A 25,880-nucleotide genomic window follows, 5' to 3' on the forward strand; every position below is an offset into this window, starting at 1 on the left:
CGCGGTCCTGGCCGTGGCGAACTGTGGACAAGTGGCTTGCGTGTCTCGACCGCCCGCTAGCGTGGGAGGCATGTTGATCCTGCACACCTCGGACTGGCACCTGGGCCGGTCCTTCCACGGCACCGGCATGCTCCAGTCCCAGCGCGAGGTGCTGGACCAGATGGTGGCCACGGTGCGCGAGCGTGGCGTTGACCTCGTCCTCGTGGCCGGGGACGTCTATGACCGGGCGCTGCCCGCGGCGGACGCAGTCGAGCTGCTGGACGCCGCCCTGGCAGACCTCGTCTCCGCCGGGGCGCGGGTGGTGCTGACCAGTGGCAACCACGATTCGGCCATTCGTCTGGGGTTCGGTGGCCACCTGATGGGCGCCGCGGGGGTGCATGTGCGCACGCGGATGGACGGGCTCAACCTGCCGGTGGTGCTTCCGGACCCGGAGGGCGGCACCGTGGCGGTGTATGGGATCCCGTACCTCGAGCCGCGGCATGCCGGGCAGGTCTGGGACGTCGAGCCGAACCACCCAGCCGTCACCGCCGAGGCCGTTCGGCGCATCCGCGAGGACGCCGCCGAACGCTTCGGCGCCCAGGGGGATGCCCTCGGGGAACCAGATGAGGGACCGGGTGGAGGCACGGCAGCTGGCACGGCAGCTGCAACGGCAGCTGGTGCGGACACGGCGATCATCGTCATGGCCCACCTCTTTGCCGCCGGGGGCGCCGGCTCGGACAGTGAGCGTGACATCGGGGCCGAGCGGCCCGCGGAGACGGAGGCGGGGGAGCCGCTGGTCGGCACCCTCGGCCAAGTGCCGGCCACCGTGTTCGAGGGCGTGGACTACGCCGCGCTCGGGCACCTCCACGGGCGCCAGCGGTTGGCCGAGACGGTGCGGTACTCCGGTTCGCCGTTGCCCTATTCGTTCTCCGAGGCCGATCACACCAAGGGAGGGTGGCTCGTGCGCACGGCGAGCGGGCGGGTCACGGACGTGGAACCCGTGGACTTCTCCTCCGGCCGGAGACTGGCCGTGCTGCGCGGCCGGATCCAAGACCTGCTGGAGGGTGCGGAGTACGCCTGGGCCGAGGACCGCTGGTGTCAGATCACCGTGACGGACCAGGTACGTCCTCCCCAGGCCTATCGCCGGCTGAAGGAGCGGTACGAGGGGCTGCTGAATTTCATCCTGGACCCGGAGGGCGTGACCGCCACGGCACCCTCCACCTACGCGGCCCGGCTCGCCGCCGCCACCACGGACCTGCAGGTCTGCACCGGCTTCGTGGAGCACGTCCGGCAGCGACCCGCCACGGCGTCCGAGGCCGAGCTGCTGGACACAGCGCTGGATGAGAGCCGGTCCCGGACCGAGCAGGGCGAGGGGAGTGCCGCATGAGGCTCCACCGGATCGAGCTGAGTGGATTCGGCCCCTTCGCCGGCCGGGAAGGCGTTGACTTCGCCACCCTCAACGAGGCCGGGCTGTTCCTGCTCGACGGGCCCACGGGAGCCGGGAAGTCCACCGTGCTGGCGGGGATCTGCTTTGCCCTGTACGGCTCCGTACCCGGTGGCCGTAGCCCGGAATCGCTGGCGAGCACGCAGTCCCCGTTGGGGACCCGACCCGAGGTGCTGCTGGACTTCACCATCCGCTCCCGCCGCTTCGAGGTGCTGCGGTGGCCTCGGTACCGCCGCGTGGCCAAGCGTCAGCGCAAGGACTCGGAGGGAGTGACCCTGACTGAGGAGAAGGCGGGGGCGATCCTTCGGGAGTACCGGGACGGTTCGTGGCAGGAGGTTTCCGTGCGGGCCGATGAGATCGGACAGCTGCTGCGCCAGGAGCTGTCCCTGGACGCCCAGCAGTTCATGCGCGTGGTCCTGCTGCCCCAGGGGGAGTTCGCCCACTTCCTGCGTGCCGAGTCCAAGGAGAAGGAGACGTTGCTCCGCACGCTCTTCGGCACGGGCCGATTCGACGGGATCGAGGTCTCCCTGGCGGACCGGCTCAAAGCCGTGGGCCAGTCCGTCCAGCGCGACAGAGACCTTGTGGACACCGCCCGGCAGGACCTGCTCCACGCTGTGCGGGAGTCACTGGGGGAGGACTGGTGGGAGCCGGCTGGCGACGCCGTGTTCGACGAAGGCGAGCCGGAGGGTGAGGAGGCCTGGACGGACACGGTCCTGGCCGAGCGGGCCCTCGCCGCGGTGGGGACGGCTGTGGAGGCGGGGCAGCAGGAGCGCCGTGAGGCGGCAGCGGCCCTGGCCCAGGCCCAGACCGATGCCGAGCGACTGACGCGACGCCGGCAGGACCTCCAGGCGGCTCAGGCGTGGCAGTCTCGGTCCACGCTGCACCAGGAGCGGAGAGAGCAGGCGGCGGCCGACCGCGTGGCCGTGGAGCGTCACCGGGAAGCGGTGCCGCTGGAACGCCGTGCCACCGAGGCCGCGGCGGCTGTGGCCGCCGCCAAGGAGTCCTCGGAGGCCGTGCGGGAGTCGGCCGCGCACGCCCTCGAGCATCCGCTGTGCGCTCAGTGGGACCACGGGGCCCAGGAGCGTCCCACCGAGCCCTCCACAGAAGAGCTCACCATCCGCTTCGATGCCCTGCGGCAGCGGGCCGAGCGGGAGCTGGACCGGCTCGCCGACCGTGAACGGGATGCCCAGGCGCTGGCCGCGGCGGAGGCGGACGAGCAGCGATTGCTGGAGGACAGTGAGCGGCTCACGCTCCAGGCACAGGCCGATGAGGATGAACGGGAACGGCTGGCAGAGGTCCACCGAGGTCTGCAGCAACGCCTCGAGGACCTCGCGGCCCCGGCGGGTGGTCAGGACGCCGCCCAGGAGGAGCTGGACCGGGCCACGGAGCGGTGGGAGGCCTCCCTGACCCATGATCGGGACCACCGTGCCCTGACCGAGTCCGAGGAAGCCCTGCGGAGTGCCACGGACCGGTCACAGGCCGCGGTGGACGCCTGGCACCGGGTGGTGGAGCAGCGGCTCACCGGGGCCGCGTCGCTGCTGGCGGAAGAGCTGAAGGAGGGTTCGCCCTGCGCCGTGTGCGGGTCGGAGACGCATCCCGCGCCGGCGGCACCGGGCGGGGCGGAGATCTCCGCGGCGGCCCAGGACTCGGCGCGCCGGCAGATGGAGGAACGGACGGACCTGCGGCGTCAGGCCGAGGAGGCAGTGGCTGCTGCCCGTACCACCGCCGAGGCCAGCAGACTGGCCGCCGGTGGACTCACGCCTGAAGCAGCGGATCAGGCCCGCAGCCAGGCCAGCGCCCGCCTGGCCTCCGCCCGCCAGGCGGCCGAGGACCTCACCGTGGCACGGACCGCCCTGACCCAGAACGAGCAGGACCAGCAGCGCCGGGCCGTGGCGGCGCAGGCCGCGCGCGGGGAACTCGCCGGGGCGCAGACCCGGCTCACTGCCACGATGGAGACGATCCGGCAGCTCCGCCAGTCGGTGACCGAGTCCCTCGGCGAGCATCCTTCTCTGGCCGAGGTGCGCCGCGAACTGGAGGCTGCCCGGGCCCTGGTGAAGGCAGCACGCACCGCCGTGCAGCGGGAAGCCACCCAGTCCAGCCTGGCCGTTCAGGCACAGGAGCTGCTCGACGGAGAGATCACGGGCAGCTCCTTCGCCTCGGTGGAGCAGATGCGTGCGGCGCTGCTGCCCGGCGAGACCGAGGCCCGGCGACGCGCCGACCTGCGGGACTGGGACCGGGAAGAGGCAGCCCTGATGGAGCTTGCCACCAGCGAGGCAGTGGTCCGGGGACGGGCGCTGACCGAGGAGGGCGCCGGGGCGCCGTCGGAGACAGAACTCGCCGCCCACGCCCAGGCCGTCCAACAGGCGGAGCGGCGGCGAGACGCCGCGGCCGAGGCCACGGGGGCACTCGAGTCGTTGCACCGGCTCGTGACACGGCAGACCCGGGTGCTCACTGAGGTGGGCGAACGCTCCGCCGGCCAACTGGCGGCCTACGAGGAGACCGAGGGACTGTTGCGGCTGGTCCGGGGCGCGGGGGAGAACTCCTACCGGATGACGCTGGGCGGCTACGTGCTGGCCGGCCGGCTGGAGGAGGTGGTGGCCGCCGCCACCGAACGGCTGCTCGGGATGACGCAGGGCCGCTACGAGTTGCGCCATGACGATGCCGCGCGGGGCCGGGGCGTGCGCGGGCTGGACATCACGGTCTTCGACCGGTTCACCGAGGACGAGCGCTCCGCTGCCACCCTGTCCGGCGGGGAGACCTTCATGGCCTCCCTGGCGCTGGCCCTTGGACTGGCGGACACCGTCCAGGCCGAGGCCGGCGGCATCGACATGGACACACTTTTCGTGGACGAGGGGTTCGGGTCTCTGGACTCCGAGACCCTGGCCGACGTCATGGACGTGCTGGACGGACTGCAGGCCGGGGGCCGGACCATCGGGATCGTCAGCCACGTGGAGAGGATGAAACAGGACATCGGCTACCGGCTGGAGGTGCAGAAGACCAAGCAGGGCTCCCACCTGCAGGTCCGGGTGCCGGACCTGGCGTAGCGGCTCACTGGCCCGGCGCTACGCGGCCGCGTTCCGGGCCCGGAGCCGTTCGAGCGGGCCCTCGAGCAGCCGGTACAGGACCGGCACGAGGATCAGGGTCAGCAGTGTGGAGGACACCAGGCCGCCGACCACCACGATGGCCAGTGGCTGGGAGATGAAGCCACCCTGCCCGGTGAGTCCGAGGGCCATCGGGGTCAGGGCCAGGATGGTGGCCAGCGCGGTCATCACGATGGGGCGCAGACGGTTCAGGGCGCCGTGCTCCAGGGCCGTGACCAGGGTGTGGCCGGGCTGCCGACGGTACTGGTTGATGAGGTCGATCAGCACGATCGCGTTCGTCACCACGATCCCCACGAGCATCAGCATGCCGATCAGGGAGGGCAGCCCCAGTGAGGTGCCGGTGGTCAGCAGCAGCAGGATGGCCCCGGTGGCGGCGAACGGGATCGAGACCAGCAGGATGAGTGGCTGCAGCAGGGACTTGAACGTGGCCACCATGATCACGTAGACGATCGCCACAGCCGCGATCAGCGCCAGGAACAGGTCATTGAAGGTCTGCTCCTGCTGGGTGGCCGCGCCGCCCAACGCGGCCGTGGTCCCCTCAGGCATCCCGAGCTCATCCAGCGCTGTCCCGACGGCGGCCGAGACAGCACCGAGATCATCTCCGGACGGTGTCACGGAGACGACGGCGATCCGGTCTCCGTTCGACGACGTCACCGAAGACAGCACCTCCTGCCGGGAGACCTCTGCCAGCTCCGCGAGGTCAACGGGTCCGCTGGGTGTCATGACCTGGACCTGGCGGAGCTGTTCGAGCGTGGTGATCTCCTCGGGCTCGCCGATCAGCACAGGGTAGTCGGTGTAGTCGATGCGCACGGTGCCGGAGGGGACGGGGTTGAGCGCCGCGGCCGCCTGACCGGCCACGGCCTCCTCGGTCAGACCCTGTTCGGCGGCGGCCATCGCATCCACCTCCACCTGAAACGTCGGCCGGGCCGCGGCCAGGTTCGAGGTCACCTCGGCGACTCCCTCGATCCCGGTCACGGCCTGCACCACCTCCTCGGTGGCCCGCTCGAGCGACGCCGGTGACGGGGCAGAGACCTCGATCTCGACATCCGAGGACATGCCCATGCCGCCAGCCGTGGACAGGGAGACCTCTCCGGCGCCCTCGAGCCGTTCCAGCCCGCTGCGGGCCCGGTCCTGGAGTGCCTCCTGGTCCACGCCGGAGTCCGTCAGCACGGTGAACGTGGCCTCGTCCGAGCTCCCGGTCATCCCCGGAATGAAGCCTGCGGAACCGGCGGTCCACTGCACGTCCTGGACCCCCTCAAGGCCCACGAGCACCTCCTCCACCTGACCGGCGGCCCGGGAGGTCTCCTCGAGCGATGACCCGGGCTGCTGGGTGGCGGTGACGGTGAAGGTGTTCTGCCCGGTGTCACCGAGCAGATTCGTGGGCACCACGGGGATCAGGGCCACCGTTCCGGCCAGGAGGACGCCGGCCGCCACGAGGGTGAGGGCCGGACGGCGCTGGGTCCCTCGCAGCACCGGGAGGTAGAGACGTTGCAGGGGCCCGCGGGCGTGGCCGGGACCGACGGTCGGCATGGGCGGCTCCGGCCCAGTCGACTCGGATGCCGCAGTGTCGGATGCCGCAGCGTCTGATGCCATCGCAGCGGATTCCGTCTCGGTGGTGCCCCAGACAGCCGGGCCCGGCTCGGCATGGCGTCCCGGGCGGTGGCGGGACCGGGAGCGTTCCACGGAGTGGCCCAGGAACCACCAGGACAGGACAGGCACGATCGTCAGGGAGACGAGGAGGGAGGCCATCAGCGCGATCGTCATGGTGATGGCGAAGGGGCGGAAGAGTTCGCCGGCCATGCCACCCACGAGGGCGATCGGGGCGAACACCGCCACCGAGGTGAGCGTCGAGGCGGTGATGGCGGTGGCCACCTCTCCAGTGCCCGTCAGGATGGCCGTGCGTCTGCCCTGACCCAGGGACAGGTGGCGCTTGATGTTCTCGACCACCACGATCGAGTCGTCCACCACGCGGCCGATCGAGATGGTGAGGGCACCGAGCGTCAGCATGTTCAGCGAGTAGTCCGAGACGCGCATGCCGATGAACGTCACGAGTAGGGACAGCGGGATCGAGATCGCGGTGACGAGCGTGGACCGGACGGAGGTCAGGAAGACGAGGATCACCACCACGGCGAACAGCAGCCCCAGCAGGCCCTCGACGGTCAGGGTACTGATGGACTCCTCGATGAACGGGGCCTGATCGAACACCACGGTGATACCGGCGTCCCCTGCCGTCTCACTGAGCTGGGCCTCCAACTCCGGGATCAGCTCGTTGATGGCGTGGGACAGGGTCACGGTGTCCGCGTCCGGGGTCTTCGTCACGGACAGCCCGAGGGTGTCCACGCCGTTGGTCCGCGTGACGGAGGTGGCCTCCCCGTCCTGGATCTCGACCTGGGCCACCTCGCCCAGCCGCAGCGGCTCGGCGTCCACGGACGCGCCGTCCTCGGGAACCAGTGGTACGCCGGAGACGTCCTCGAGTGACTCGACGGGGGCCCCAGCCTGGACGGGCAGCGTAAGCGTGCCCTCGGTGACCTGGCCGATGGGGAACAGTCCCACGCTCTCCTCGAGCGCGGTGGTGATGTCACCGGTGGTCAGTCCGGCTGCGGCCAGCTCCTGCTCGTCCGGCAGGACCGCGATGTGCTGGTCGGTGCCCCCGGTCACCGAGGCGGCGCGGACGCCGTCGAGCTTCTGCAACCTCGGCACCGCGAGACGCTCGACCTCCGAGCGCAACTCGTTCAGGCCGACGCCGGGTTCCGGGGAGCCAACGGCCATGAAGACCACGGGGAAGTCCGAGACGGAGCCGGCGAAGGAGGTCGTCTCGGTATCGTCCGGCAGTTGGGAGGAGACGTTCGCCACGGCGCGGTCCACCTGGGCTCGCGCGCGGTTCAGGTCCGTGCCGTACTCGAAGCGCAGGGCGATCGTGTTCAGCCCCGTGGTGGACGTGGACGTGGAGCTCTCGAGGTCCTCCACAGCCTGCAGAGCCGTCTCCAGCGGCTCACCGACCTGCCGATCCACCACCTCGGGGGAAGCCCCCTGCATGACCGAGCTGACCGAGACCACCGGCAGCTCGAGGGACGGGATCAGCTCCTGCTTGAGCTGGCCGACCATCAGGAGGCCGAAGACCGCGGTCAGGACGGTGACCAGGGCGATGAGCGCCCGATTGGCCAAGGAGAACCGTGCGAGGCTGCCCATCGCGGTGGTCCGGGGGTACCGGGGTCCGGTGAGCCGGGCCGGTCAGGCCAGCTTGAGGGCGGTGACGGTGGCCTGTTCGACCTCGTCCATGAGGGTCCGGTCCTCGTTGAGCCGGTGGCCGAGGGACGGGATCATCTCCTGCAGCTTCGGCTTCCAGGCGTCCATCTTCGCGGGGAAGCAGCGCTCGAGCAGGTCGACCATGATCGGGGCAGCCGTCGAGGCACCCGGGGAGGCGCCGAGCAGGGCACCGATCGATCCGTCAGCGGCCGTGACGACCTCGGTCCCGAACTGCAGCACGCCACCCTTCTTCGGGTCCTTCTTCATGACCTGCACACGCTGTCCTGCGGTGATCATCTCCCAGTCGGCGCCGTCCGCCAGGGGGTAGAAGTCCTGCAGGGCCTCCATCTTCTTGGACTGGCTCTTGGTGACCTCGGTGATGAGGTACTTGACCAGGCCCACGTTGTCCTTGGCCACGTTGAGCATGGGCAACAGGTTGTGTGGGCGTACGGACAGGGGCAGGTCGAGGTAGGAGCTGGACTTCAGGAAGTTCGAGGAGAAGCCGCCGTAGGGTCCGAACAGCAGGGAGCGGCGGCCGTCCACGAAGCGGGTGTCCAGGTGGGGTACGGACATCGGTGGGGCGCCCACGGAGGCCTGGCCGTAGACCTTGGCCATGTGCTGGTTGACGATCGTCTCGTCGGTGCACCGCAGGAACTTGCCGGAGACGGGGAACCCTCCGAAGCCCTTGGACTCGGGGATGCCGGAGGACTGCAGCAGGTGCAGGGCGCCGCCGCCGGCACCGAGGAAGACGAAGCGGGCCCGCGCGGTGGAGGTCTCCCCGGCGGCCTTGTTCTTGACCTTGAGCTCCCAGCGGCCGTCCGTTCCGCGATCCACCGAGTTGACCTGGTGGCCGAAGCGCACGTCCACGCCGGAGTTGGTGAGGTTCGTGGTCAGCTGGCGGGTCAGCGAGCCGAAGTCCACGTCCGTCCCGTTGGTCTGGCGGGAGGCGGCCAGACGTTGTCCGCCCTTCCTGCCGTCGACCAGCAGGGGGGCCCACTCGCGGATGGTGTCCGGGTCCTCTGAGTACTCCATGGTCTCGAACAGCGGCTGCTGGCTGAGCGAGGCATGCCGGGTCTTGAGGTATTCGGCGTGGTCATCGCCCCAGACGAAGCTCATGTGCGGCAGGGGGTTGATGAAGGTCTTCGGGTCACCGATCTTGCCCTCCTTCACCAGGTAGGACCAGAACTGGCGGGTCACCTGGAACCGCTCGTTGATGCCCACGGCCTTGGCCGGGTCGACGGTGCCGTCTGCGCCGCGGGGGGAGTAATTGAGTTCGCACAGGGCAGCGTGTCCGGTGCCGGCGTTGTTCCAGGGGTCGGAGGCCTCGAGGCCGGCCTGGTTCAGATTCTCGAAGAGTGCGATGGACCAGTCCGGCTGGAGCTGCTGCAGGAGGGTTCCCAGCGTGGCGCTCATGATGCCACCCCCCACCAGGACAACGTCGTAGGTGGTTGCGGCAGACTGCTGGGTCACGATTCTCTCCCGGGGTAACGGTTGGGGTGTTCTGGGGTCTTCGTCTGACTTTACTACCGGCCCGGAGTCGTCTGATCCACGGGGACGATCCGGTCGAATCGCTCGTCCAGGACCGGAGAGGTCGGGTAGGAGACCAGATCGTGACCAGAGGCCACGGCGGAGATCGGAGAGACCAGCGGCAGGGCCGGCAGGTCCAGCGCGACGGACTCCGCAACCCGCCGGTACAGGGTGTTCCTGGTCTCCCTGTTGGAGGTCGTCGCCGCCCGGCCGAGGTTCTCCACCACCAGGGAATTGCTGTACCCGAACTCGGACGCGTGCGCACCGAAGAGGGGCTCGAGGAAGTGATGGGGATCTCGGTACTCTCCGGTGCGTCCCAGCAGGTGGAAGGCGCGGTCCGTGTCCGCGGGGATCCGTTCCAGGTAGCCGTCCTCCCACGCGACGGGCACCGGCTCCAGGACGAAACCGACGCGGGCGAGATCCTCAGCGATCTGCGCGTAGACCGGTTCCGGGGACGGCAGGTAGGGGCGCGAGGTCTGCACCGGGTAGAGGAAGGGCAGCGGCTCGCCCCGGTAACCGGCCAGCTCGAGCAGGTTCCGGGCCCGCTCCCTGTCGTAGTTGTAGGTGGTCAGCTCCGGGTTGGTCACGCCCAGGGAGAGGGGGACGAACTCGTCTGCGGGGCCGGACCCCGCGAGGAAGTGTTGTTCGGCGAGGGCCCGGCGATCGATGGCGTGCGCAGCGGCCTGCCGGACGTAGAGCTGTCCCAGCACAGGGTGCTGCACATTCATGCCGAGGTACAGCACGGAGAAGGGATCCCGCTGGAGTACCTGCGCACCGCCCTGGACGAGGGGGCGGAGGGTGGCCGGGGTGACGTAGTCGAAGGCGTCCAGCCGGCCGCGGCGCAGCTCACGGAGCCGCTGCCGGGCACCTGAGACCACGGCCAGGTGGACGGGGCCGACGGGCGAGGGACCGTGGCGATAGTCCGGCACCACGTCCAACACGAGCGGAGCCGCCTCGTCCGCCCCGTCAGGCTGGCCCTCACCGTCACTGTCAGGCGGCACGCCCCAGCGGAACGGCCCGGTACCGGCGGGGAGGGCGGCCGGCAGGCTCTCCGGCGAGGTGTCCTCCAGCGCCTGGTCGAAGGCATCCCAGGAGCCGGGGGAGCTCAGGGCGAAGGGTGGTGAGGTGAGCGCCGCCGCGAGGAAGACGATGGGCTCGGACAGGACGAGGGACACCGTCCTCTCGCCGACCGTCTGGCACTCCACGTAGCGGCACTGTTCATCGCCCCGGTAGCCACCGAAGACCGAGGCGAACGCCAAACGGGGTAGCAGGTCCATCCGGTCCTGGCCGAGGAGCTCGGGCAGGCGTGACCACCGTTCGAAGTTGGCGGCCACCACCTCCGCTGTGAGGGGGGTTCCGTCATGGAAGACGACGTCCGGGGCGAGGGAGAACGTGTAGCGCAGGCCGTCATCAGTCGCCCTCCACTGACTGGCGAGCTGGGGGATGGGGGCGCCGGTGTCGGGGTCGACGCCGAGCAGGGTCTCCAGGACCTGACGGGTGCTGCGGTGGGACTCGGCGTCCACCGTCAGGGCGGGGTCGAGGGACAGCGGCCGTGCCGGGACACCGATGGTCACCGGGATGGTGGCTGGAGTCTCCGGCTCACGCGGGGCCGACCCCGAGGTCTCTGACACCGACTCGCTGCGGACCTGGGCGGCGCATCCGGTCATCGGCAGGACGAATGCGACTGCCAGGGACGTGATGACGGTGCGGCGTGAGATCTCCACGCGTCCGGGCCTCCCTGCGGCGGATCGGGGACGGAACTGGGGTCGAGGACTGGGGTGCTGGTGGTGCGGGCGGGGGGACTTGAACCCCCACGTCCGAAGACACTGGAACCTAAATCCAGCGCGTCTGCCAATTCCGCCACGCCCGCAAGCCCCGTCAGGCGGGGACAACGGCCCATCTTACCCGTTGGGGACGGCGACGTCGGCCGGGGCGGGCGGGGGAGACGGCTCAGGCGAGTGAGAGGTCCCGGCGGAGCTTGGCCACGTGTCCAGTGGCGCGGACGTTGTACTGCGCCAGCTCCACCCTGCCGTCGGGGTCGATGACCACGGTGGAGCGGATCAGGCCCTCGTAGGTGCGGCCGTAGTTCTTCTTCTCGCCCCAGGCGCCGTAGGCCTCGGCCACGGCGTGGTCCTCGTCCGAGAGCAGCGGGAAGGTCAGGCCCTCCTTCTCGGCAAAGGACTTGAGCTTGGCGGGGGCGTCAGGGGAGATCCCCACCACGGTGAATCCCTCTGTGGCGAAGGCGTTGAGGCTGTCCCGGAAGTCACACGCCTGAGTGGTGCACCCGGGTGTGGCAGCGGCCGGGTAGAAGTACACGATGACCCGCCGGCCGAGGAGGTCGGACGAGGCAACCGTGCCGCCGTCCTGGTCCGTGAGTGTGAAGGCGGGGGCGGTATCGCCAGGGGCGAGGCGGTGCTGTTCAGTCATGCCGTCCACTGTAGGTCGTCGGGAGGGGACCCGGTGATGTCGTCAGTCGCCAGCGGCGGTCGACTCCAGGAACTCCTCGTCGGAGCACAGGGGGAGCGACTCCAGCCACGCTGCCGCGGGATCGACCTCCTCGAGCAACTCCCGGTTCACGAGTTCGGGGTCGTCCTCCGCGTCGAGCACCGCGATGATCTCCGTCAGCACGGTCTCGGCGGTGATGACCACAGACTCGCCCTCGAGGTCCTCCGGGTCCAGGGCGACGCACCAGCGTGCCGCCTCCTCGTCCGTCAGCGCGGGGGGAGCCGGCGGCGCCGGGGTCTCAGGATCGGTGGGTGCGGGCGGTTCCGGAGTCGGCGTGGGAGTCGGGTCCGGGGTCGGTGTCGGTTCCGGAGTCGGCGTGGGAGCCGGGTCTGTGGGCCGGGACGGATTCGGAGTCGGCGTCGGATCCGTGGGCGCCGGGGACGTGGGTTTCGAGGTCGGCTTGCTGCTGGGCTTCGAGGTCGGCTTGCTGCTGGGCTTCGACGTCGGTTTGCGGCTGGGCTTCGAGGTCGGCTTGGCGGTAGGCCTGGAGGAAGGCTTGCTGCTCGCCTTTGCCGTGGCCGCCGGGGCATTGTTGGCGGGGGGCGTGGTGTCCGGACGTTCCTGCGCGGTCCTGCCGTCGGCGGCCCGGCGGTCGGCGTCCCCTGGGCCGGCGGCCTGCTTCGGCGGGGTGGCCGGTGGTGGGGTGACGGTGCGGGCCGCCTGACGCACCCTCTTCAGCTCCTCGGCGGTCAGGGCTGCGGGCTGGCCGGCCACAGCGGGCAGGAGCTGGGCGGGATCCACGTAGCGGCCATCCACGGTGATGCCGAAGTGGACGTGGCAGCCGGTGGAATTGCCCGTGGTGCCTGCGAGGGCGATCACATCCCCGCGGGCAACCGTGTCCCCCGGGGATACCAACAGTGCGGAGTTGTGGTGGTAGGCCGTGGACAAACCCTCAGCGTGGTCGAGGTCCACTCGCAGTCCGGAAGTGCCGCGGTCCGCGGCGAAGCGGACGGTCCCGTCCGCCGCCGCATGGACCGGCGTTCCGCAGGCCACCGGGTAGTCCTGACCGATGTGGAACTGCACCGCCGGCCCCACCCGCGTGGGGTTGATCCGCCAGCCGAAGGGCGAACTCAGGTGGACGGGACCGGAGACGGGGTGGTCCAGCTCCACGCCGAGGTCCGGCACGGAGCCACGGTGGACCGAGGCAGGGGCCTCCTCGGAGCTGTCCTCGAATTCGCCGTTCCGCTCCTGCAGGGTCTGCAGCTGGGCGGCCGAGAGCACCACGAGGGAACCGGGATAGGCGCCGCGTACCGAGGCGAAGGTGGCGGAGACGGCGGGCGCGAGGGAACCGGCAGGGCCGCCGTCGACCCCGCGGTCAGCAGGCGGGCCGAAGGAGTCGGAGAGGGACCCGGGGAACAGAGTGGACTGTTGGGTCCGGGCGACCAGCCCACCGTCCACGGTGTCATCGGCGACGGCCGCCGTGGTGCCCCGAGGTTCCCCGGCCATGCCGGCGGAGGAACCGCCGGACGGCAGGGCAGCTGTGGGGCTGATTCCCCCAGAGGCGGCCACGAGTACCAGTGCCGCCGCGGCTGCTCCTGCGGGCGCCCATCCACGCTTCACCATCCGGTGAACCTCCCGCTTCAGTCCATGAGTGATACTCCGATAGCGTGGCACGCTTCGGCCACGGGAGGTAGACCTGAAGGTGAACGGAAGGTGCGCCGGGCGTGTCGTATCTCACAAGGTGAGGCGGTGGGCGCCGGCAGGGTGTTGAAACCACGAGGACCCCGGTCCGACGACCGGGGTCCTGATGGTTCTGCTGCGGTGGTGCACCCCCCGGGACTCGAACCCGGAACCCATTGATTAAGAGTCAATTGCTCTGCCAGTTGAGCTAGAGGTGCTGGCCTGCTGGACCGGCAATCGGCCGGTGCAACGAGGAAAAACATTACCAGAGGATCCCGGTGGATGCGAAATCGGAGAGGTCGGGGTCCGTCCGCCGCCCTCGCCGTGACTACGCCCCTCCTTCCCTCCTCTTCGACTACATCTCGACTACACCTCGTAGTACGAGTCGAGGGTGTCCATGAAATAGGACATGAACTGGTGGAAGTCCTCGGCGTCCTGCCCCTGCTCGATCACGAGGGAGTCGTCCTCGCTGGGGACCCTGCCGGTCAGCAGGTCCCGGAGGCTCTCGGTCAGGGGCACGCGAGGGGTGCTGCTGACCTCGAACCAGGTGCGGAAGCCGGTGACGGTCTCCACCTGGTACCCGGTGCCGGTGTCCGCGAGGGTCGCCACATTGCCGAGGGCCACCGTGGCGATGGGCTGCTCGTCCTGGGCCCCTGGGAGGGCATCGAGGTCCACGGGGCACAGCAGCAACTCGAGGGGCTGGCGTCGGTAGCCGATGGTCCAGGGATTTCCGGCCCCCGAGGGCTGCCCGTAGACCAGGTTGAAGTCTCCGTGATTGATGACCCGGGAGTCGAAGGCCCCACGGAGCAGGTACTTGAGGTCCTCGCCGTCCATGGCCCCAGTCTACGGAGGAGCCGCCCACCGGACATCGCCATGTCACGTGCGCCATGTCCGGGGGGCGACAGTCCTAGGATGGACCTCATGACCAGCCCCACCGCAGACAGCACCCTCCCCGGGGAGCCCGCCGGCAACGACGCCTCCGCCCCGGACATCAAGCCCCGCTCCCGAGCGGTCACCGACGGCATGGAGCGAGCCCCCGCGCGCGGCATGCTCCGGGCGGTCGGGATGGGCGACGACGACTTCGCCAAGCCCCAGATCGGCATCGCCAGCTCCTGGAACGAGATCACCCCCTGCAACCTCTCCCTGGACCGCCTCGCACAGGCCTCCAAGGAGGGGGTCCACGCCGGGGGCGGCTACCCACTCGAGTTCGGCACCATCTCCGTCTCGGACGGCATCTCCATGGGCCATGACGGCATGCACTACTCGCTCGTCTCGCGGGAGGTCATCGCCGACTCCGTGGAGACCGTGATGCAGGCAGAGGCCCTCGACGGCTCCGTCCTGCTCGCCGGCTGCGACAAGTCCCTGCCGGGCATGCTCATGGCCGCGGCCCGCCTGGACGTGTCCAGCGTCTTCATCTATGCCGGCTCCACCATGCCCGGCTACGCCACGATGGAGGACGGCACCGAGAAGCAGGTCACCCTGATCGACGCCTTCGAGGCCGTGGGAGCCTGCGCCCGTGGGCTGATGAGCGAGAAGGACCTGGACACCATCGAGCGGGCCATCTGCCCCGGCGAGGGTGCCTGCGGCGGCATGTACACGGCCAACACCATGGCCTGCATCGGTGAGGCCCTCGGCATGTCCCTGCCCGGCTCCGCCGCGCCGCCCTCGGCGGACCGGCGGCGGGACGCGTTCTCCCGCAAGTCCGGTGAGGCCGTGGTGAACCTGCTGCGTCTGGGGATCACCTCCCGGGACATCCTGACCAAGAAGGCCTTCGAGAACGCCATCGCCGTGACCATGGCGTTCGGCGGATCCTCCAATGCCGTGCTGCACCTGCTGGCCATCGCCCGCGAGGCCGGCGTGGACCTGCAGTTGGACGACTTCAACCGCATCGGGGACAAGGTGCCGCACCTGGGCGACCTCAAGCCCTTCGGTCAGTATGTGATGACGGATGTGGACAGGGTCGGCGGTGTGCCCGTGGTCATGAAGGCCCTGCTGGACGCCGGTCTCATCCACGGCGATGCGCTGACCGTCACGGGCAGGACCGTGGCCGAGAACCTGGCGGAGATCACCCCGCCGAGCCTGGATGGCAAGGTCCTGCGCGCGCTGGACGACCCGCTGCATCACAACGGTGGGCTCGCCGTCCTCAAGGGGTCCCTGGCCCCGGAGGGCGCCGTGGTGAAGTCCGCCGGCTTCGACGCCGACGTCTTCGAGGGCACCGCCCGCGTCTTCGAGCGCGAGCGCCAGGCCATGGACGCCCTGGAGGCGGATGAGCTGCAGGCCGGTGACGTGGTGGTCATCCGCTACGAGGGCCCCAAGGGCGGTCCGGGGATGCGCGAGATGCTCGCGATCACCGGGGCCATCAAGGGTGCAGGCCTCGGCAAGGACGTCCTGCTCCTGACGGACGGGCGCTTCTCCGGCGGCACCACCGGACTGTGCATCGGTCACGTGGCTCCCGAGGCGTCCGACGGCGGCCCCATCGCCTTCGTGCGCGACGGGGACACCATCCGTGTGGACATCGCGGCCCGGACCATCGACCTGCTGGTCCCGGCCGACGAGCTGGAGGCCCGCCAGGACGGGTGGGAGCCCATCCCGCCGAAGTTCACCACGGGAGTCCTCGGCAAGTACGCCAAGCTGGTGCACTCTGCCGCAGAGGGCGCCTACCTCGGCTGACGTCCACAGACCGGACAGCCGTCTCAGATAATGAGACGGCTGTCCGGTAGATTGACACCATCAGCACCACCTCGGGGATACTGGATGCATGTCCAACACGCGACGAGTCGTCGTTATCCAGCGCCTGGCCTGAACCACGGTTCGGTACGGCGGGTCCGCCCGTCGCCAGGCGCCAGACCCCGAGTAGGCCGACCGGCCGCCGTCGGGGTTTTTTTGTTGGGGAAGCGGAACGGGGTCGGCCACCACATCGGCTCCACAGGTTTCCCCGCCGTGAGGCGGGCGGACCGGGGGACACCCGGGCCGGCACCCAAGGCGCACCAGCCGCCATCGGACAAGCAGTGACGAAGAGGCACAGCACATGAGTAACGGATCACGCGTCACCCCATCGGTGATGCCATCCCATGCAGCCCGTGACAAGCGGGACAAGACCGAGTCCACGGCGGACAGCCTGGTCCCGGGGCCGAACCACGTGGTCGGGCCGGTGCAGATGACCGGTTCCCAGGCGATCGTGCGGGCTCTGGAGGAGCTGGGCGTCACCGACGTCTTCGGGCTACCCGGCGGGGCGATCCTGCCGACGTATGACCCGCTGATGGACTCCACCGTCATCCGCCATGTCCTCGTCCGGCACGAGCAGGGGGCGGGCCACGCGGCCCAGGGGTACTACCTGGCCTCCGGCCGGCCCGGCGTGGCCATCGCGACCTCCGGCCCCGGTGCCACCAATCTGGTCACGGCGATCGCGGACGCCCACATGGACTCGCAGGCCTGTGTGTTCATCACGGGCCAGGTGGCCTCGGCCGCGATCGGCACCGACGCCTTCCAGGAGGCGGACATCGTGGGCATCACCATGCCGATCACCAAGCACTCCCGGCTCATCACCGACGCCCAGGAGATCCCTCAGGCCCTGTCCGAGGCCTTCCACATCGCCACCACGGGCCGTCCCGGTCCCGTGCTGATCGACGTGGCCAAGGACGCCCAGCAGGGGGCCATGGAGTTCTCCTGGCCGCCGCGGATCGACCTTCCCGGCTACCGCCCCGTGCTGCGGGGCCACTCCAAGCAGGTGCGTGAGGCCGCACGGCTGATCCAGCAGGCCGAGCGCCCCGTGCTCTACGTGGGCGGGGGAGTCTCCCGTGGACACGCGAGTGTGGAGCTGGCCGAGCTGGCTGAGCTCACCGGCGCGCCCGTGGTGACCACCCTGACCGCTCGCGGCGTCTTTCCTGACTCCCATGACCAGCATCTGGGCATGCCGGGGATGCACGGCTCCGTGGCCGCGGTGTCCGCCCTGCAGATGTCCGACCTGCTCATCACGCTCGGCGCGCGATTCGACGACCGCGTCACGGGGCAGCTCTCGAGCTTCGCACCCAAGGCCAAGGTCATCCACGCGGACATCGATCCGGCGGAGATCTCGAAGAACCGCGCGGCAGATGTCCCGATCGTCGGTTCGGTCAAGGAGATCATCCCCGAGCTGTCCGATGCGGTGCGGGACGCCCACACCGAGTCGGGGTCCCCGGACCTGAGCGCGTGGTGGACCACGCTGGACCGTGTGCGGGAGACCTACCCCATGGGCTACACACCCACGGAGGACGGGTTGATGAGCCCGCAGAAGGTCATCGAACGGCTCTCGGCGCACTCCGGTTCGGAGGCCGTCTACGTGGCCGGCGTGGGACAGCACCAGATGTGGGCCAGCCAGTTCGTGAAGTACGAACGCCCCCACCAGTGGCTGAACTCGGCGGGGCTCGGGACCATGGGCTTCTCCGTCCCGGCCGCCATGGGCGCCCAGGTCGGCAACCCGGACCGCGTGGTCTGGGCGATCGACGGTGACGGCTGCTTCCAGATGACCAATCAGGAGCTGGCCACCTGCCTGATCAACCAGATCCCCATCAAGGTGGCGATCATCAACAACTCGTCCCTGGGCATGGTCCGTCAGTGGCAGACCCTGTTCTACGAGTCCCGCTACTCCAACACGGACCTGAACACGGGGCACGACACCATCCGGGTGCCCGACTTCGTCAAGCTCGCCGAGGCCTACGGATGCGTCGGACTCCGGTGCGAACGTGAGGAGGACCTGGACGCCACGATCGAACAGGCCCTGGCCGTCACGGACCGTCCGGTGGTGGTGGACTTCGTGGTCTCCCGCGACTCGATGGTCTGGCCGATGGTCCCCTCGGGTGTCTCCAACAGTGAGATCCAGGTGGCCAAGGACATGACCCCGGACTGGGACGAGGAGGACTGACATGGCAAGGCACACACTGTCCGTACTGGTGGAGGACGTCCCGGGCGTGTTGACGCGCGTGGCCAGCCTCTTCGCCCGGCGCGCCTTCAACATCCACTCCCTGGCAGTGGGCACCTCGGAGATCGAGGGCCTGTCCCGCATCACCGTGGTGGTGGACGCCGAGGGCGACCTGTTGGAACAGGTCACCAAGCAGCTGAACAAGCTGATCAACGTCATCAAGGTGGTCGAGCTGGCCGCCGACGCCTCTGTCCAGCGTGACCACCTGTTGGTCAAGGTCCGGTCCGATGCCGCGTCCAGGTCCCAAGTGGTCCAGGCAGTCGAGCTCTTCCGAGCCTCCGTGGTGGATGTGTCCACGGACTCGGTCACCATCGAGGCCACCGGGGCCGGGGACAAGCTCTCCGCCCTGCTCGAGGTCCTGGAGCCCTTCGGGATCCGGGAGCTCGTGCGCTCCGGCACCATCGCTGTGGGACGTGGCGGCAAGTCGATGACCGACCGCGCCCTGCCCAAGAACTGATCCTCCGGATCCGACCAACGTCAATATCACCCCCAACAAGAGGAGAACTCCTGTGTCGACCACCAAGTACTACGAAGACGACGCCGACCTGTCGATCATCCAGGGCCGCACCGTCGCCGTGATCGGCTACGGCTCGCAGGGCCACGCACACTCCCTGAGCCTGCGCGACTCCGGCGTCGATGTCCGCATCGGCCTCGCGGAGGGATCGAAGTCCCGCGCCAAGGCCGAGTCCGAGGGCCTGCGCGTCGTCTCCGTGGCCGAGGCCGCTGCCGAGGCCGACCTGATCATGATCCTCACCCCGGACCAGGTCCAGGGCGCCGTCTACAACGAGCACATCGCCCCGAACCTGCAGGACGGCGACGCCCTGTTCTTCGCTCACGGCTTCAACATCCGCTTCGGCTACATCCAGCCGCCGGCCGGCGTGGACGTCGCCCTCGTGGCGCCGAAGGGCCCGGGCCACGTGGTCCGCCGCGAGTTCGAGGCCGGCCGCGGCGTCCCGGCGCTGGTCGCCGTGGAGCAGGACGCCACCGGCAACGCCAAGAACCTGGCCCTGGCCTACGCCAAGGGCATCGGCGGCACCCGCGCCGGTGTCATCGAGACCACCTTCACCGAGGAGACCGAGTCCGATCTCTTCGGCGAGCAGGCCGTGCTCTGCGGTGGCGCCTCCCAGCTGGTCCAGTACGGCTTCGAGACCCTGACCGAGGCCGGCTACCAGCCGGAGATCGCCTACTTCGAGGTGCTGCACGAGCTCAAGCTCATCGTGGACCTGATGGTGGAGGGCGGCATCGCCAAGCAGCGCTGGTCCGTCTCCGACACCGCAGAGTACGGGGACTACGTCTCCGGCCCGCGCGTGATCGATCCCTCGGTCAAGGAGAACATGAAGGCCGTGCTGGCGGACATCCAGGACGGCACCTTCGCCAAGCGCTTCATGGATGACCAGGCCGCCGGCGCCCCGGAGTTCAAGAAGCTGCGCCAGCAGGGTGAGTCCCACCCGATCGAGAAGACCGGACGCGAGCTGCGCGAGATGTTCTCCTGGCTCAAGGACTCGGACGACGACTACACCGAGGGCACCGCGGCCCGCTGATCGCGCGGGCACCATTGAACGCTTGCAGTCGACTTCGCGTGGGTCACCGAGCCCGGTACCCACGCGAAGTCGGCTGAAAGCGTCGGCGGAGGGCCGCCATCGTCCCTCGGGCCGGTCCGCAGGCCGCCATGCGGCCCGCCGCCGACCACCCCTTGCCTACCCCTAGAATCGAAACGGCCGACCCGATCCAGCGCGGTCGGCATCCCTGACTACCCGAAGGTGACTGATCCGTGTCTGAGACCAAGCCCGTTGTCCTCATTGCTGAAGAACTCTCCCCGGCCACGGTGGACGCGCTCGGTCCGGACTTCGAGATCAGGAACACGGACGGATCGGACCGGGCCCAGCTGTTGGCCGCCCTGCCGGAGGCCAACGCCGTACTGGTCCGCTCGGCCACGAAGATGGACGCCGAGGCCATCGCGGCGGCCCCGAACCTGAAGGTCATCGCCCGCGCCGGCGTCGGGCTGGACAACGTGGACACCAAGGCGGCCACCCAGGCCGGCGTCATGGTGGTCAATGCGCCCACCTCCAACATCCTCTCCGCCGCGGAACTCACGTGCGGTCACATCCTGGGCGTGGCCCGCAACATCGCCCCGGCCAACCGGGCGCTCAAGGGCGGGGAGTGGAAGCGCTCCAAGTACTCGGGCGTCGAGCTGTATGAGAAGAAGCTCGGCATCATCGGGCTGGGCCGCATCGGCTCCCTCGTGGCCGAGCGGATGCGCTCCTTCGGCATGGAGATCCTGGCCTACGACCCGTACGTCACCTCCGCCCGCGCCCAGCAGATCGGCGCCCGGCTGCTCTCCCTGGACGAGCTGCTGGCCGAGGCCGACTTCCTCACCATCCACATGCCCAAGACGCCGGAGACCATCGGCATGATCTCGGACGAGCAGTTCCGGATCATGAAGGACACCGCCTGTGTGGTGAACGTGGCCCGCGGCGGGCTGATCGACGAAGAGGCGCTGGACCGCGCCCTGACCGCCGGCAGCATCGGCGGCGCAGCGATCGACGTGTTCTCCTCCGAGCCCGCCCTGGACCTGCCCTTCTTCGCCCATGACCAGGCGGTGGTCACCCCGCACCTGGGGGCCTCCACCACCGAGGCACAGGAGAAGGCAGGGGTGTCCGTGGCCAAGTCCGTGCGCCTGGCCCTGGCCGGGGAGCTCGTCCCGGACGCCGTCAACGTGGCCGGCGGCGTCATCCACGAGGACGTCCGCCCCGGGATCCCGCTGGCCGAGAAGCTCGGCCGCATCCTCACCGCCCTGTCCACGGGGGATTCCCTCACCGTGGTGGAGCTGGAGGTGGCCGGGGAGATCGCGGACAAGGACGTGAAGTCGCTGCAGCTGGCGGCACTCAAGGGCGTGTTCACGGACGTGGTCTCGGATCAGGTCTCCTATGTCAATGCCCCGGTGCTGGCCGAGCAGCGTGGCGTGGAGTCACGGCTGACCACCACCGCCGAGTCCCCGGCCTACCGCAACACGGTCACCGTCAAGGGCGCCACCTCGAACGGCACGCAGCTCTCCGTGGCCGGCACCCTGACCGGGCCCAAGCAGGTCCAGAAGGTCGTGGGGATCGACGGCTATGAGCTGGAGGTCCCGCTGGCCGAGCACCTGCTGGTGTTCCGCTACGCCGACCGTCCCGGGGTCATCGGCACCATCGGCAAGGTCCTCGGGGACGCCGGCGTCAACATCGCCGGCATGGACGTCTCCCGGCAGGTCGAGGGCGGCGAGGCCCTGGCCCTGCTGACCCTGGATGCGGCGCTGCCGGCAGGAGTGGCCGAGGAGCTCGGCCAGGCGATCGGAGCCTCGAAGATGGCCGAGATCGATCTCGAGGACTGAGACCGGGGACTGAGACGGAGGATCGTTGCGGGGGCGAGGCCCAACGCGCCACGGGGCACCGGCCATGCGATAGATTCGATGGGTGACTTCTCCGGTGAATGACCCCCTGAACCAGACTCGGCCGCAGGAGCCGTACTACCTGACGACCGCCATCCACTACCCCAACGGCGAGCCGCACATCGGCCACGCCTACGAGATGGTGGGCACGGATGTCATGGCCCGCTTCCAGCGGTTGGACGGCAAGGACGTCTATTTCCTGACGGGCACGGACGAGCACGGCCAGAAGATGGCCCAGACGGCCGAGCGCGAGGGGATCACCCCCCTGGAGCTGGCCACCCGCAATTCGTCCGCCTTCCAGCGGATGGACGACGAGGTCCTGGACATCTCCTATGACCGGTTCATCCGCACCACGGAGCAGGACCACCACCTGGCGAGCCAGGCGATCTGGCGGCGCATGGAGGCCGCCGGGGACATCTATCTGGACCACTACGCCGGTTGGTACTCGGTCCGGGACGAACGGTTCTTCGCCGAGGACGAGACCGAGGTTCGTGAGGACGGTCAGCGCTACGCGGCGGAGACCGGGACCGAGGTGACCTGGACCGAGGAGGAGAGCTACTTCTTCCGTCTCTCGAGGTACCAAGAGCCCTTGCTGGATCTCTACCGCAGCAGGCCGGACTTCTCCGGCCCCCAGTACCGGTTCAACGAGGTCATCCGCTTCGTGGAGTCCGGTCTGGAGGACCTGTCCATCTCGCGGACGTCCTTCGACTGGGGCATCACGGTCCCGCCCCCGTCCGAGGCCTCCGGCAACCGGCCGACGCAGGACCACGTCATGTACGTCTGGGTGGACGCCTTGACGAACTATCTGACGGGCGCGGGCTTCCCGGACACGGACTCCGAGCAGTTCCGCCGCCACTGGCCCGCCGACCTGCACGTGATCGGCAAGGACATCTCCCGGTTCCACTGCATCTTCTGGCCGGCCTTCCTGCTCAGCGCCGGGCTCGAGCTTCCGCGGCGCGTGATGATCCACGGCTTCCTGAACAACAATGGCGAGAAGATGTCCAAGTCCCTGGGCAACGTGGTGGCTCCCGCAGACTGGGTGTCCCGGTACGGGCTGGACGCCGTCCGCTTCTTCCTGCTGCGCGAGTTCTCCTTCGGCGCCGACGGTTCGTACAACCACGAGGCCGTGGTGGGCCGCAAGAACGCGGACCTGGCGAACAACCTGGGCAACCTGGCCCAGCGCTCCCTGTCCATGGTGGCCAAGAACCTCGGCGGTGCCGTGCCGGAGCCGGGAGAGTTCACGGAGGCGGACCATGCCCTGCTGGGGGCCGCCTCATCACTGCTGGCCACCGCCCGTGCGGACTATGCCGTGCAGGACTTCCACCACGCGCTCGAGTCCACCTGGGCCGTGCTGGGGGCTGCCAACGCCTACTTCGCCGAGCAGCAGCCCTGGGTGCTGCGCAAGACCGATCCGGAGCGGATGTCCACGGTGCTGTACGTGACGCTGGAGACGGTGCGCCGGGTGGCGCTCCTGGCCCAGCCCGTCATGCCCGGCTCGGCCACGCAGCTGCTCGACCTGCTCGGCGTCCAGGCCAGCGGCGACGCCGGCCGCACCGGTTCCTCGGGCACCGGTGCCCGGTCCTTCGCGGCCTGGGACGCTGCCCTGGTGCCCGGTACGGTCCTTCCCGCGCCGACCCCGGTCTTCCCCCGTCACGAGGATCCCGAGGACGCCGCCGGCTGAGCCGGGTGTCCCGAGGTGGTGTCCAGAATATGGACGTGAGGACCGCATGGTGGACGTTCTATCGCCCTGCCACCTAGCCTGAGCGCATGGAGAACGAAGCCACCACCCCCGCCCCGAACGCTGTCCCGACCACTGGTCCGGCGGCAGTGCTGGACCTCGCCGTGATCGGTGGGGACGGCATCGGACCGGAGGTCACGGCCGAGGCGGTCAAGGTCATGCGGGCCGCCACCGCTTCGGCCGGGGACGCCGAGATCACCACCACGGAGTACTCCCTCGGTGCCACTCACTGGCTCGAGACGGGGGAGACCCTGACCGACGAGGTGTTGGATCAGCTGCGGGGCCACGATGCGATCCTCTTCGGCGCCGTGGGCGCTGCCCCGAACGACACCCGCATTCCGTCCGGGCTCATCGAGCGAGACCTGCTGCTGAAGCTGCGGTTCTCCCTGGACCATGGCGTCAACCTGCGTCCCTCCAAGCTCTACCCGGGCGTGGTGAGCCCCCTGTCCCAGCCCGGGGACATCGACTTCGTGGTGGTGCGCGAGGGCACCGAGGGGCCCTACGTGGGCAACGGCGGGGCCATCCGTACCGGAACCCCGCAGGAGATCGCCACCGAGGTCTCGGTCAACACCGCCTTCGGCGTGGAACGGGTGGTGCGTCATGCCTTCGCGCTGGCCGCCGAACGCCCCCGCCAGCACGTGACACTGGTGCACAAGCACAACGTCCTGGTCCACGCGGGCCACCTGTGGCGCCGGACCGTGGACACAGTGGCCTCCGAGTACCCGCAGGTCACCCACGACTACATGCACGTGGACGCCGCAACGATCTTCCTGACCACCGACCCCGCCCGTTTCGACGTGATCGTCACGGACAACCTCTTCGGGGACATCCTCACGGACCTGGCCGCCGCCGTCACCGGCGGGATCGGCCTGGCAGCCTCCGGAAACGTGAACATCTCCGGCACCGCCCCCTCCATGTTCGAACCGGTCCACGGCTCCGCCCCGGACATCGCCGGTCAGCAGAAGGCGGATCCCACGGCGGCCATCCTCTCGGCAGCACTGCTGCTCGAACAGGCGGGCCGCGCCGAGGCCGCCCGGCGCATCAACGAGGCCGTCTGGCAGGACCTGGCGGCACGCGCCACCGCAGGGGGGCAGGCAGCGCCCCGCTCCACCGCTCAGATCGGGGACGGGATCGCCGGCCGATTGTGAGGCTGTGAGGCAGTCCACCCCGGTCCTATGATGGACGGACCCGATCAGAAAGAAGTAGTCGCCGTGAGCCTGGAATTCGTCCAACAGCCCCATCCCTCTCCCACCCCCGCGGAGAGGCGCCGGGAGATCCTGGCAGACCCCGGCTTCGGGAACCACTTCACGGACCACATGGTCGCCATCGACTGGACCCGGGCCACCGGTGACGGCGCTGCGGCGCCCCACTCCGGCGGGACGTGGCACGATGCGCGCGTAGAGCCCTACGGCCCGTTGAACCTCGCACCGGCCGCCGCGGTGTTCCACTACGCCCAGGAGGTCTTCGAGGGGCTCAAGGCCTACCGCCATGATGACGGCAGTGTGTGGACCTTCAGGCCCCAGGCCAACGCCGCGCGGCTGAACCGCTCCGCCCGCCGCCTGGCCCTGCCGGAGTTGCCCGAGGACCTCTTCCTCGAGTCCCTGACCCGGCTGGTGTCCGCTGACGAGGCGTGGGTGCCGGATGGGGACGGCCAGTCCCTGTACCTGCGGCCCTTCATGATCGCCACGGAGGAGTTCCTCGGTGTGCGTCCGGCCCACGAGATCGGTTACAAGGTCATCGCCTCACCGGCGGGCAACTACTTCGGTGGCGAGTTGAAGCCGGTCTCCATCTGGGTCTCCCGGGAGCTGGCCCGTGCCGGGCACGGGGGAACGGGCGCCGCCAAGTTCGGTGGCAACTACGCCGCCTCCCTGGCCGCCCAGCTGGAGGCCTCCGCACACGGTTGCGATCAGGTGCTGTTCCTGGATCCCACCAGGGAGAACGCGGTGGAGGAGCTCGGGGGCATGAACGTGTTCTTCGTCCTCGAGGACGGCAGCCTCGTCACCCCGGAGCTGACCGGGACCATCCTCGAGGGGGTCACGCGATCCTCCGTGATGCAGCTGGGCCGGGACCGCGGCTTGGACGTGGTGGAGCGGACGGTCACCCTGGACGAGTGGCGCGAGGGTGTCTCCAGCGGGAGGATCTCGGAGGTCTTCGCCTGCGGCACCGCGGCCGTCATCACCCCGATCGGGACTCTGGTGGATGGCGAGGACTCCTTCGCGTCGCCGGCCATGGACCCTGCCACCTCGGTGGCCATGGACATCCGCCGGGAGCTGCTGGCCCTGCAGACCGGCCACGGTGACGACCGGCACGGCTGGCTGTACCGGCTGGCCTGAGCC

Annotated in this window: 16 protein-coding genes and 2 tRNA genes; 10 read left to right on the forward strand and 8 right to left on the reverse strand. The window is 69.6% G+C overall.

Going from position 1 to position 25,880, the window contains the following annotated elements; all coding sequences use genetic code 11:
* Nucleotides 1-70: 70 nt before the first annotated feature.
* On the forward strand, nt 71-1,366 hold the full coding sequence (locus IMT31_RS14595) for an exonuclease SbcCD subunit D (protein ID WP_413543229.1): 1,296 nt from the start codon (nt 71-73) through the stop codon (nt 1,364-1,366).
* Complete coding sequence (locus IMT31_RS14600; protein WP_413543230.1) at nt 1,363-4,467, forward strand: AAA family ATPase; 3,105 nt, start codon at nt 1,363-1,365, stop codon at nt 4,465-4,467. Before IMT31_RS14595 ends, IMT31_RS14600 begins: the two co-directional genes overlap by 4 nt.
* Before the next feature lie 18 nt (nt 4,468-4,485).
* On the opposite strand, the gene IMT31_RS14605 is transcribed toward IMT31_RS14600, so the two are convergent.
* The 8 genes from IMT31_RS14605 to IMT31_RS14640 form a co-directional block, all read right to left on the reverse strand.
* Nucleotides 4,486-7,713 (reverse strand): efflux RND transporter permease subunit, encoded by a 3,228-nt coding sequence (locus tag IMT31_RS14605; RefSeq protein WP_413543231.1) that lies wholly within the window; start codon nt 7,711-7,713, stop codon nt 4,486-4,488.
* 42 nt (nt 7,714-7,755) lie between these two features.
* Entirely contained in the window at nt 7,756-9,240 is a 1,485-nt protein-coding gene (locus IMT31_RS14610; protein WP_413543232.1) for a malate:quinone oxidoreductase, read from the reverse strand.
* Nucleotides 9,241-9,293: 53 nt separating this feature from the next.
* Nucleotides 9,294-11,021 (reverse strand): ABC transporter substrate-binding protein, encoded by a 1,728-nt coding sequence (locus IMT31_RS14615; protein WP_413543233.1) that lies wholly within the window; start codon nt 11,019-11,021, stop codon nt 9,294-9,296.
* 61 nt (nt 11,022-11,082) lie between these two features.
* A tRNA-Leu gene (locus tag IMT31_RS14620) sits at nt 11,083-11,167 on the reverse strand.
* 80 nt (nt 11,168-11,247) lie between these two features.
* Nucleotides 11,248-11,724: a thioredoxin-dependent thiol peroxidase gene (gene bcp, locus IMT31_RS14625; RefSeq protein ID WP_345359073.1), complete on the reverse strand. Its 477-nt coding sequence runs from the start codon at nt 11,722-11,724 to the stop codon at nt 11,248-11,250.
* A gap of 42 nt (nt 11,725-11,766) precedes the next feature.
* Complete coding sequence (locus IMT31_RS14630; protein ID WP_413543234.1) at nt 11,767-13,365, reverse strand: M23 family metallopeptidase; 1,599 nt, start codon at nt 13,363-13,365, stop codon at nt 11,767-11,769.
* A 199-nt stretch (nt 13,366-13,564) separates the two neighbouring features.
* Nucleotides 13,565-13,640: transfer RNA gene (locus tag IMT31_RS14635), tRNA-Lys, on the reverse strand.
* Between the two features lie 148 nt (nt 13,641-13,788).
* A complete protein-coding gene (locus tag IMT31_RS14640) occupies nt 13,789-14,256 on the reverse strand; it encodes a hypothetical protein (protein WP_345359079.1) in 468 nt (155 codons plus the stop codon).
* Between the two features lie 87 nt (nt 14,257-14,343).
* On the opposite strand from IMT31_RS14640, the gene ilvD reads away from it, so the two are divergent.
* The 8 genes from ilvD to IMT31_RS14680 all read left to right on the forward strand — a co-directional run bounded on the left by ilvD (nt 14,344) and on the right by IMT31_RS14680 (nt 25,877).
* The gene (gene ilvD / locus IMT31_RS14645) at nt 14,344-16,092 is read left to right on the forward strand and encodes a dihydroxy-acid dehydratase (protein WP_413543235.1); all 1,749 of its coding nucleotides are present in this window, start codon (nt 14,344-14,346) and stop codon (nt 16,090-16,092) included.
* Nucleotides 16,093-16,483: 391 nt separating this feature from the next.
* Complete coding sequence (locus IMT31_RS14650; protein WP_413544438.1) at nt 16,484-18,322, forward strand: acetolactate synthase large subunit; 1,839 nt, start codon at nt 16,484-16,486, stop codon at nt 18,320-18,322.
* A 1-nt stretch (nt 18,323) separates the two neighbouring features.
* Nucleotides 18,324-18,836, forward strand: coding sequence for an acetolactate synthase small subunit (gene ilvN / locus IMT31_RS14655; protein WP_345359088.1), 513 nt, complete (start codon nt 18,324-18,326; stop codon nt 18,834-18,836).
* A 52-nt stretch (nt 18,837-18,888) separates the two neighbouring features.
* On the forward strand, nt 18,889-19,920 hold the full coding sequence (gene ilvC, locus IMT31_RS14660; RefSeq protein WP_345359091.1) for a ketol-acid reductoisomerase: 1,032 nt from the start codon (nt 18,889-18,891) through the stop codon (nt 19,918-19,920).
* 230 nt (nt 19,921-20,150) lie between these two features.
* Entirely contained in the window at nt 20,151-21,749 is a 1,599-nt protein-coding gene (gene serA / locus IMT31_RS14665; protein WP_345359094.1) for a phosphoglycerate dehydrogenase, read from the forward strand.
* 82 nt (nt 21,750-21,831) lie between these two features.
* Entirely contained in the window at nt 21,832-23,487 is a 1,656-nt protein-coding gene (gene metG / locus IMT31_RS14670) for a methionine--tRNA ligase (protein ID WP_345359097.1), read from the forward strand.
* Nucleotides 23,488-23,573: 86 nt separating this feature from the next.
* Nucleotides 23,574-24,692, forward strand: coding sequence for a 3-isopropylmalate dehydrogenase (locus IMT31_RS14675; RefSeq protein WP_413543236.1), 1,119 nt, complete (start codon nt 23,574-23,576; stop codon nt 24,690-24,692).
* Between the two features lie 30 nt (nt 24,693-24,722).
* Entirely contained in the window at nt 24,723-25,877 is a 1,155-nt protein-coding gene (locus IMT31_RS14680) for a branched-chain amino acid aminotransferase (RefSeq protein ID WP_413543237.1), read from the forward strand.
* The last annotated feature ends 3 nt before the right edge of the window (nt 25,878-25,880 follow it).

This window comes from Citricoccus nitrophenolicus, assembly GCF_047305825.1.
Taxonomy (GTDB): Bacteria; Actinomycetota; Actinomycetes; order Actinomycetales; family Micrococcaceae; genus Citricoccus; species Citricoccus nitrophenolicus.

Coding starts and splice junctions, on each gene's coding strand:
- IMT31_RS14650 (WP_413544438.1), top strand. CDS start 16,484: ATGCCATCCCATGCAGCCCGTGACAAGCGGGACAAGACCGAGTCCACG.
- bcp (WP_345359073.1), bottom strand. CDS start 11,724: ATGACTGAACAGCACCGCCTCGCCCCTGGCGATACCGCCCCCGCCTTC.
- IMT31_RS14630 (WP_413543234.1), bottom strand. CDS start 13,365: ATGGTGAAGCGTGGATGGGCGCCCGCAGGAGCAGCCGCGGCGGCACTG.
- IMT31_RS14595 (WP_413543229.1), top strand. CDS start 71: ATGTTGATCCTGCACACCTCGGACTGGCACCTGGGCCGGTCCTTCCAC.
- ilvD (WP_413543235.1), top strand. CDS start 14,344: ATGACCAGCCCCACCGCAGACAGCACCCTCCCCGGGGAGCCCGCCGGC.
- IMT31_RS14605 (WP_413543231.1), bottom strand. CDS start 7,713: ATGGGCAGCCTCGCACGGTTCTCCTTGGCCAATCGGGCGCTCATCGCC.
- IMT31_RS14675 (WP_413543236.1), top strand. CDS start 23,574: ATGGAGAACGAAGCCACCACCCCCGCCCCGAACGCTGTCCCGACCACT.
- IMT31_RS14600 (WP_413543230.1), top strand. CDS start 1,363: ATGAGGCTCCACCGGATCGAGCTGAGTGGATTCGGCCCCTTCGCCGGC.
- IMT31_RS14640 (WP_345359079.1), bottom strand. CDS start 14,256: ATGGACGGCGAGGACCTCAAGTACCTGCTCCGTGGGGCCTTCGACTCC.
- ilvN (WP_345359088.1), top strand. CDS start 18,324: ATGGCAAGGCACACACTGTCCGTACTGGTGGAGGACGTCCCGGGCGTG.
- IMT31_RS14680 (WP_413543237.1), top strand. CDS start 24,723: ATGGACGGACCCGATCAGAAAGAAGTAGTCGCCGTGAGCCTGGAATTC.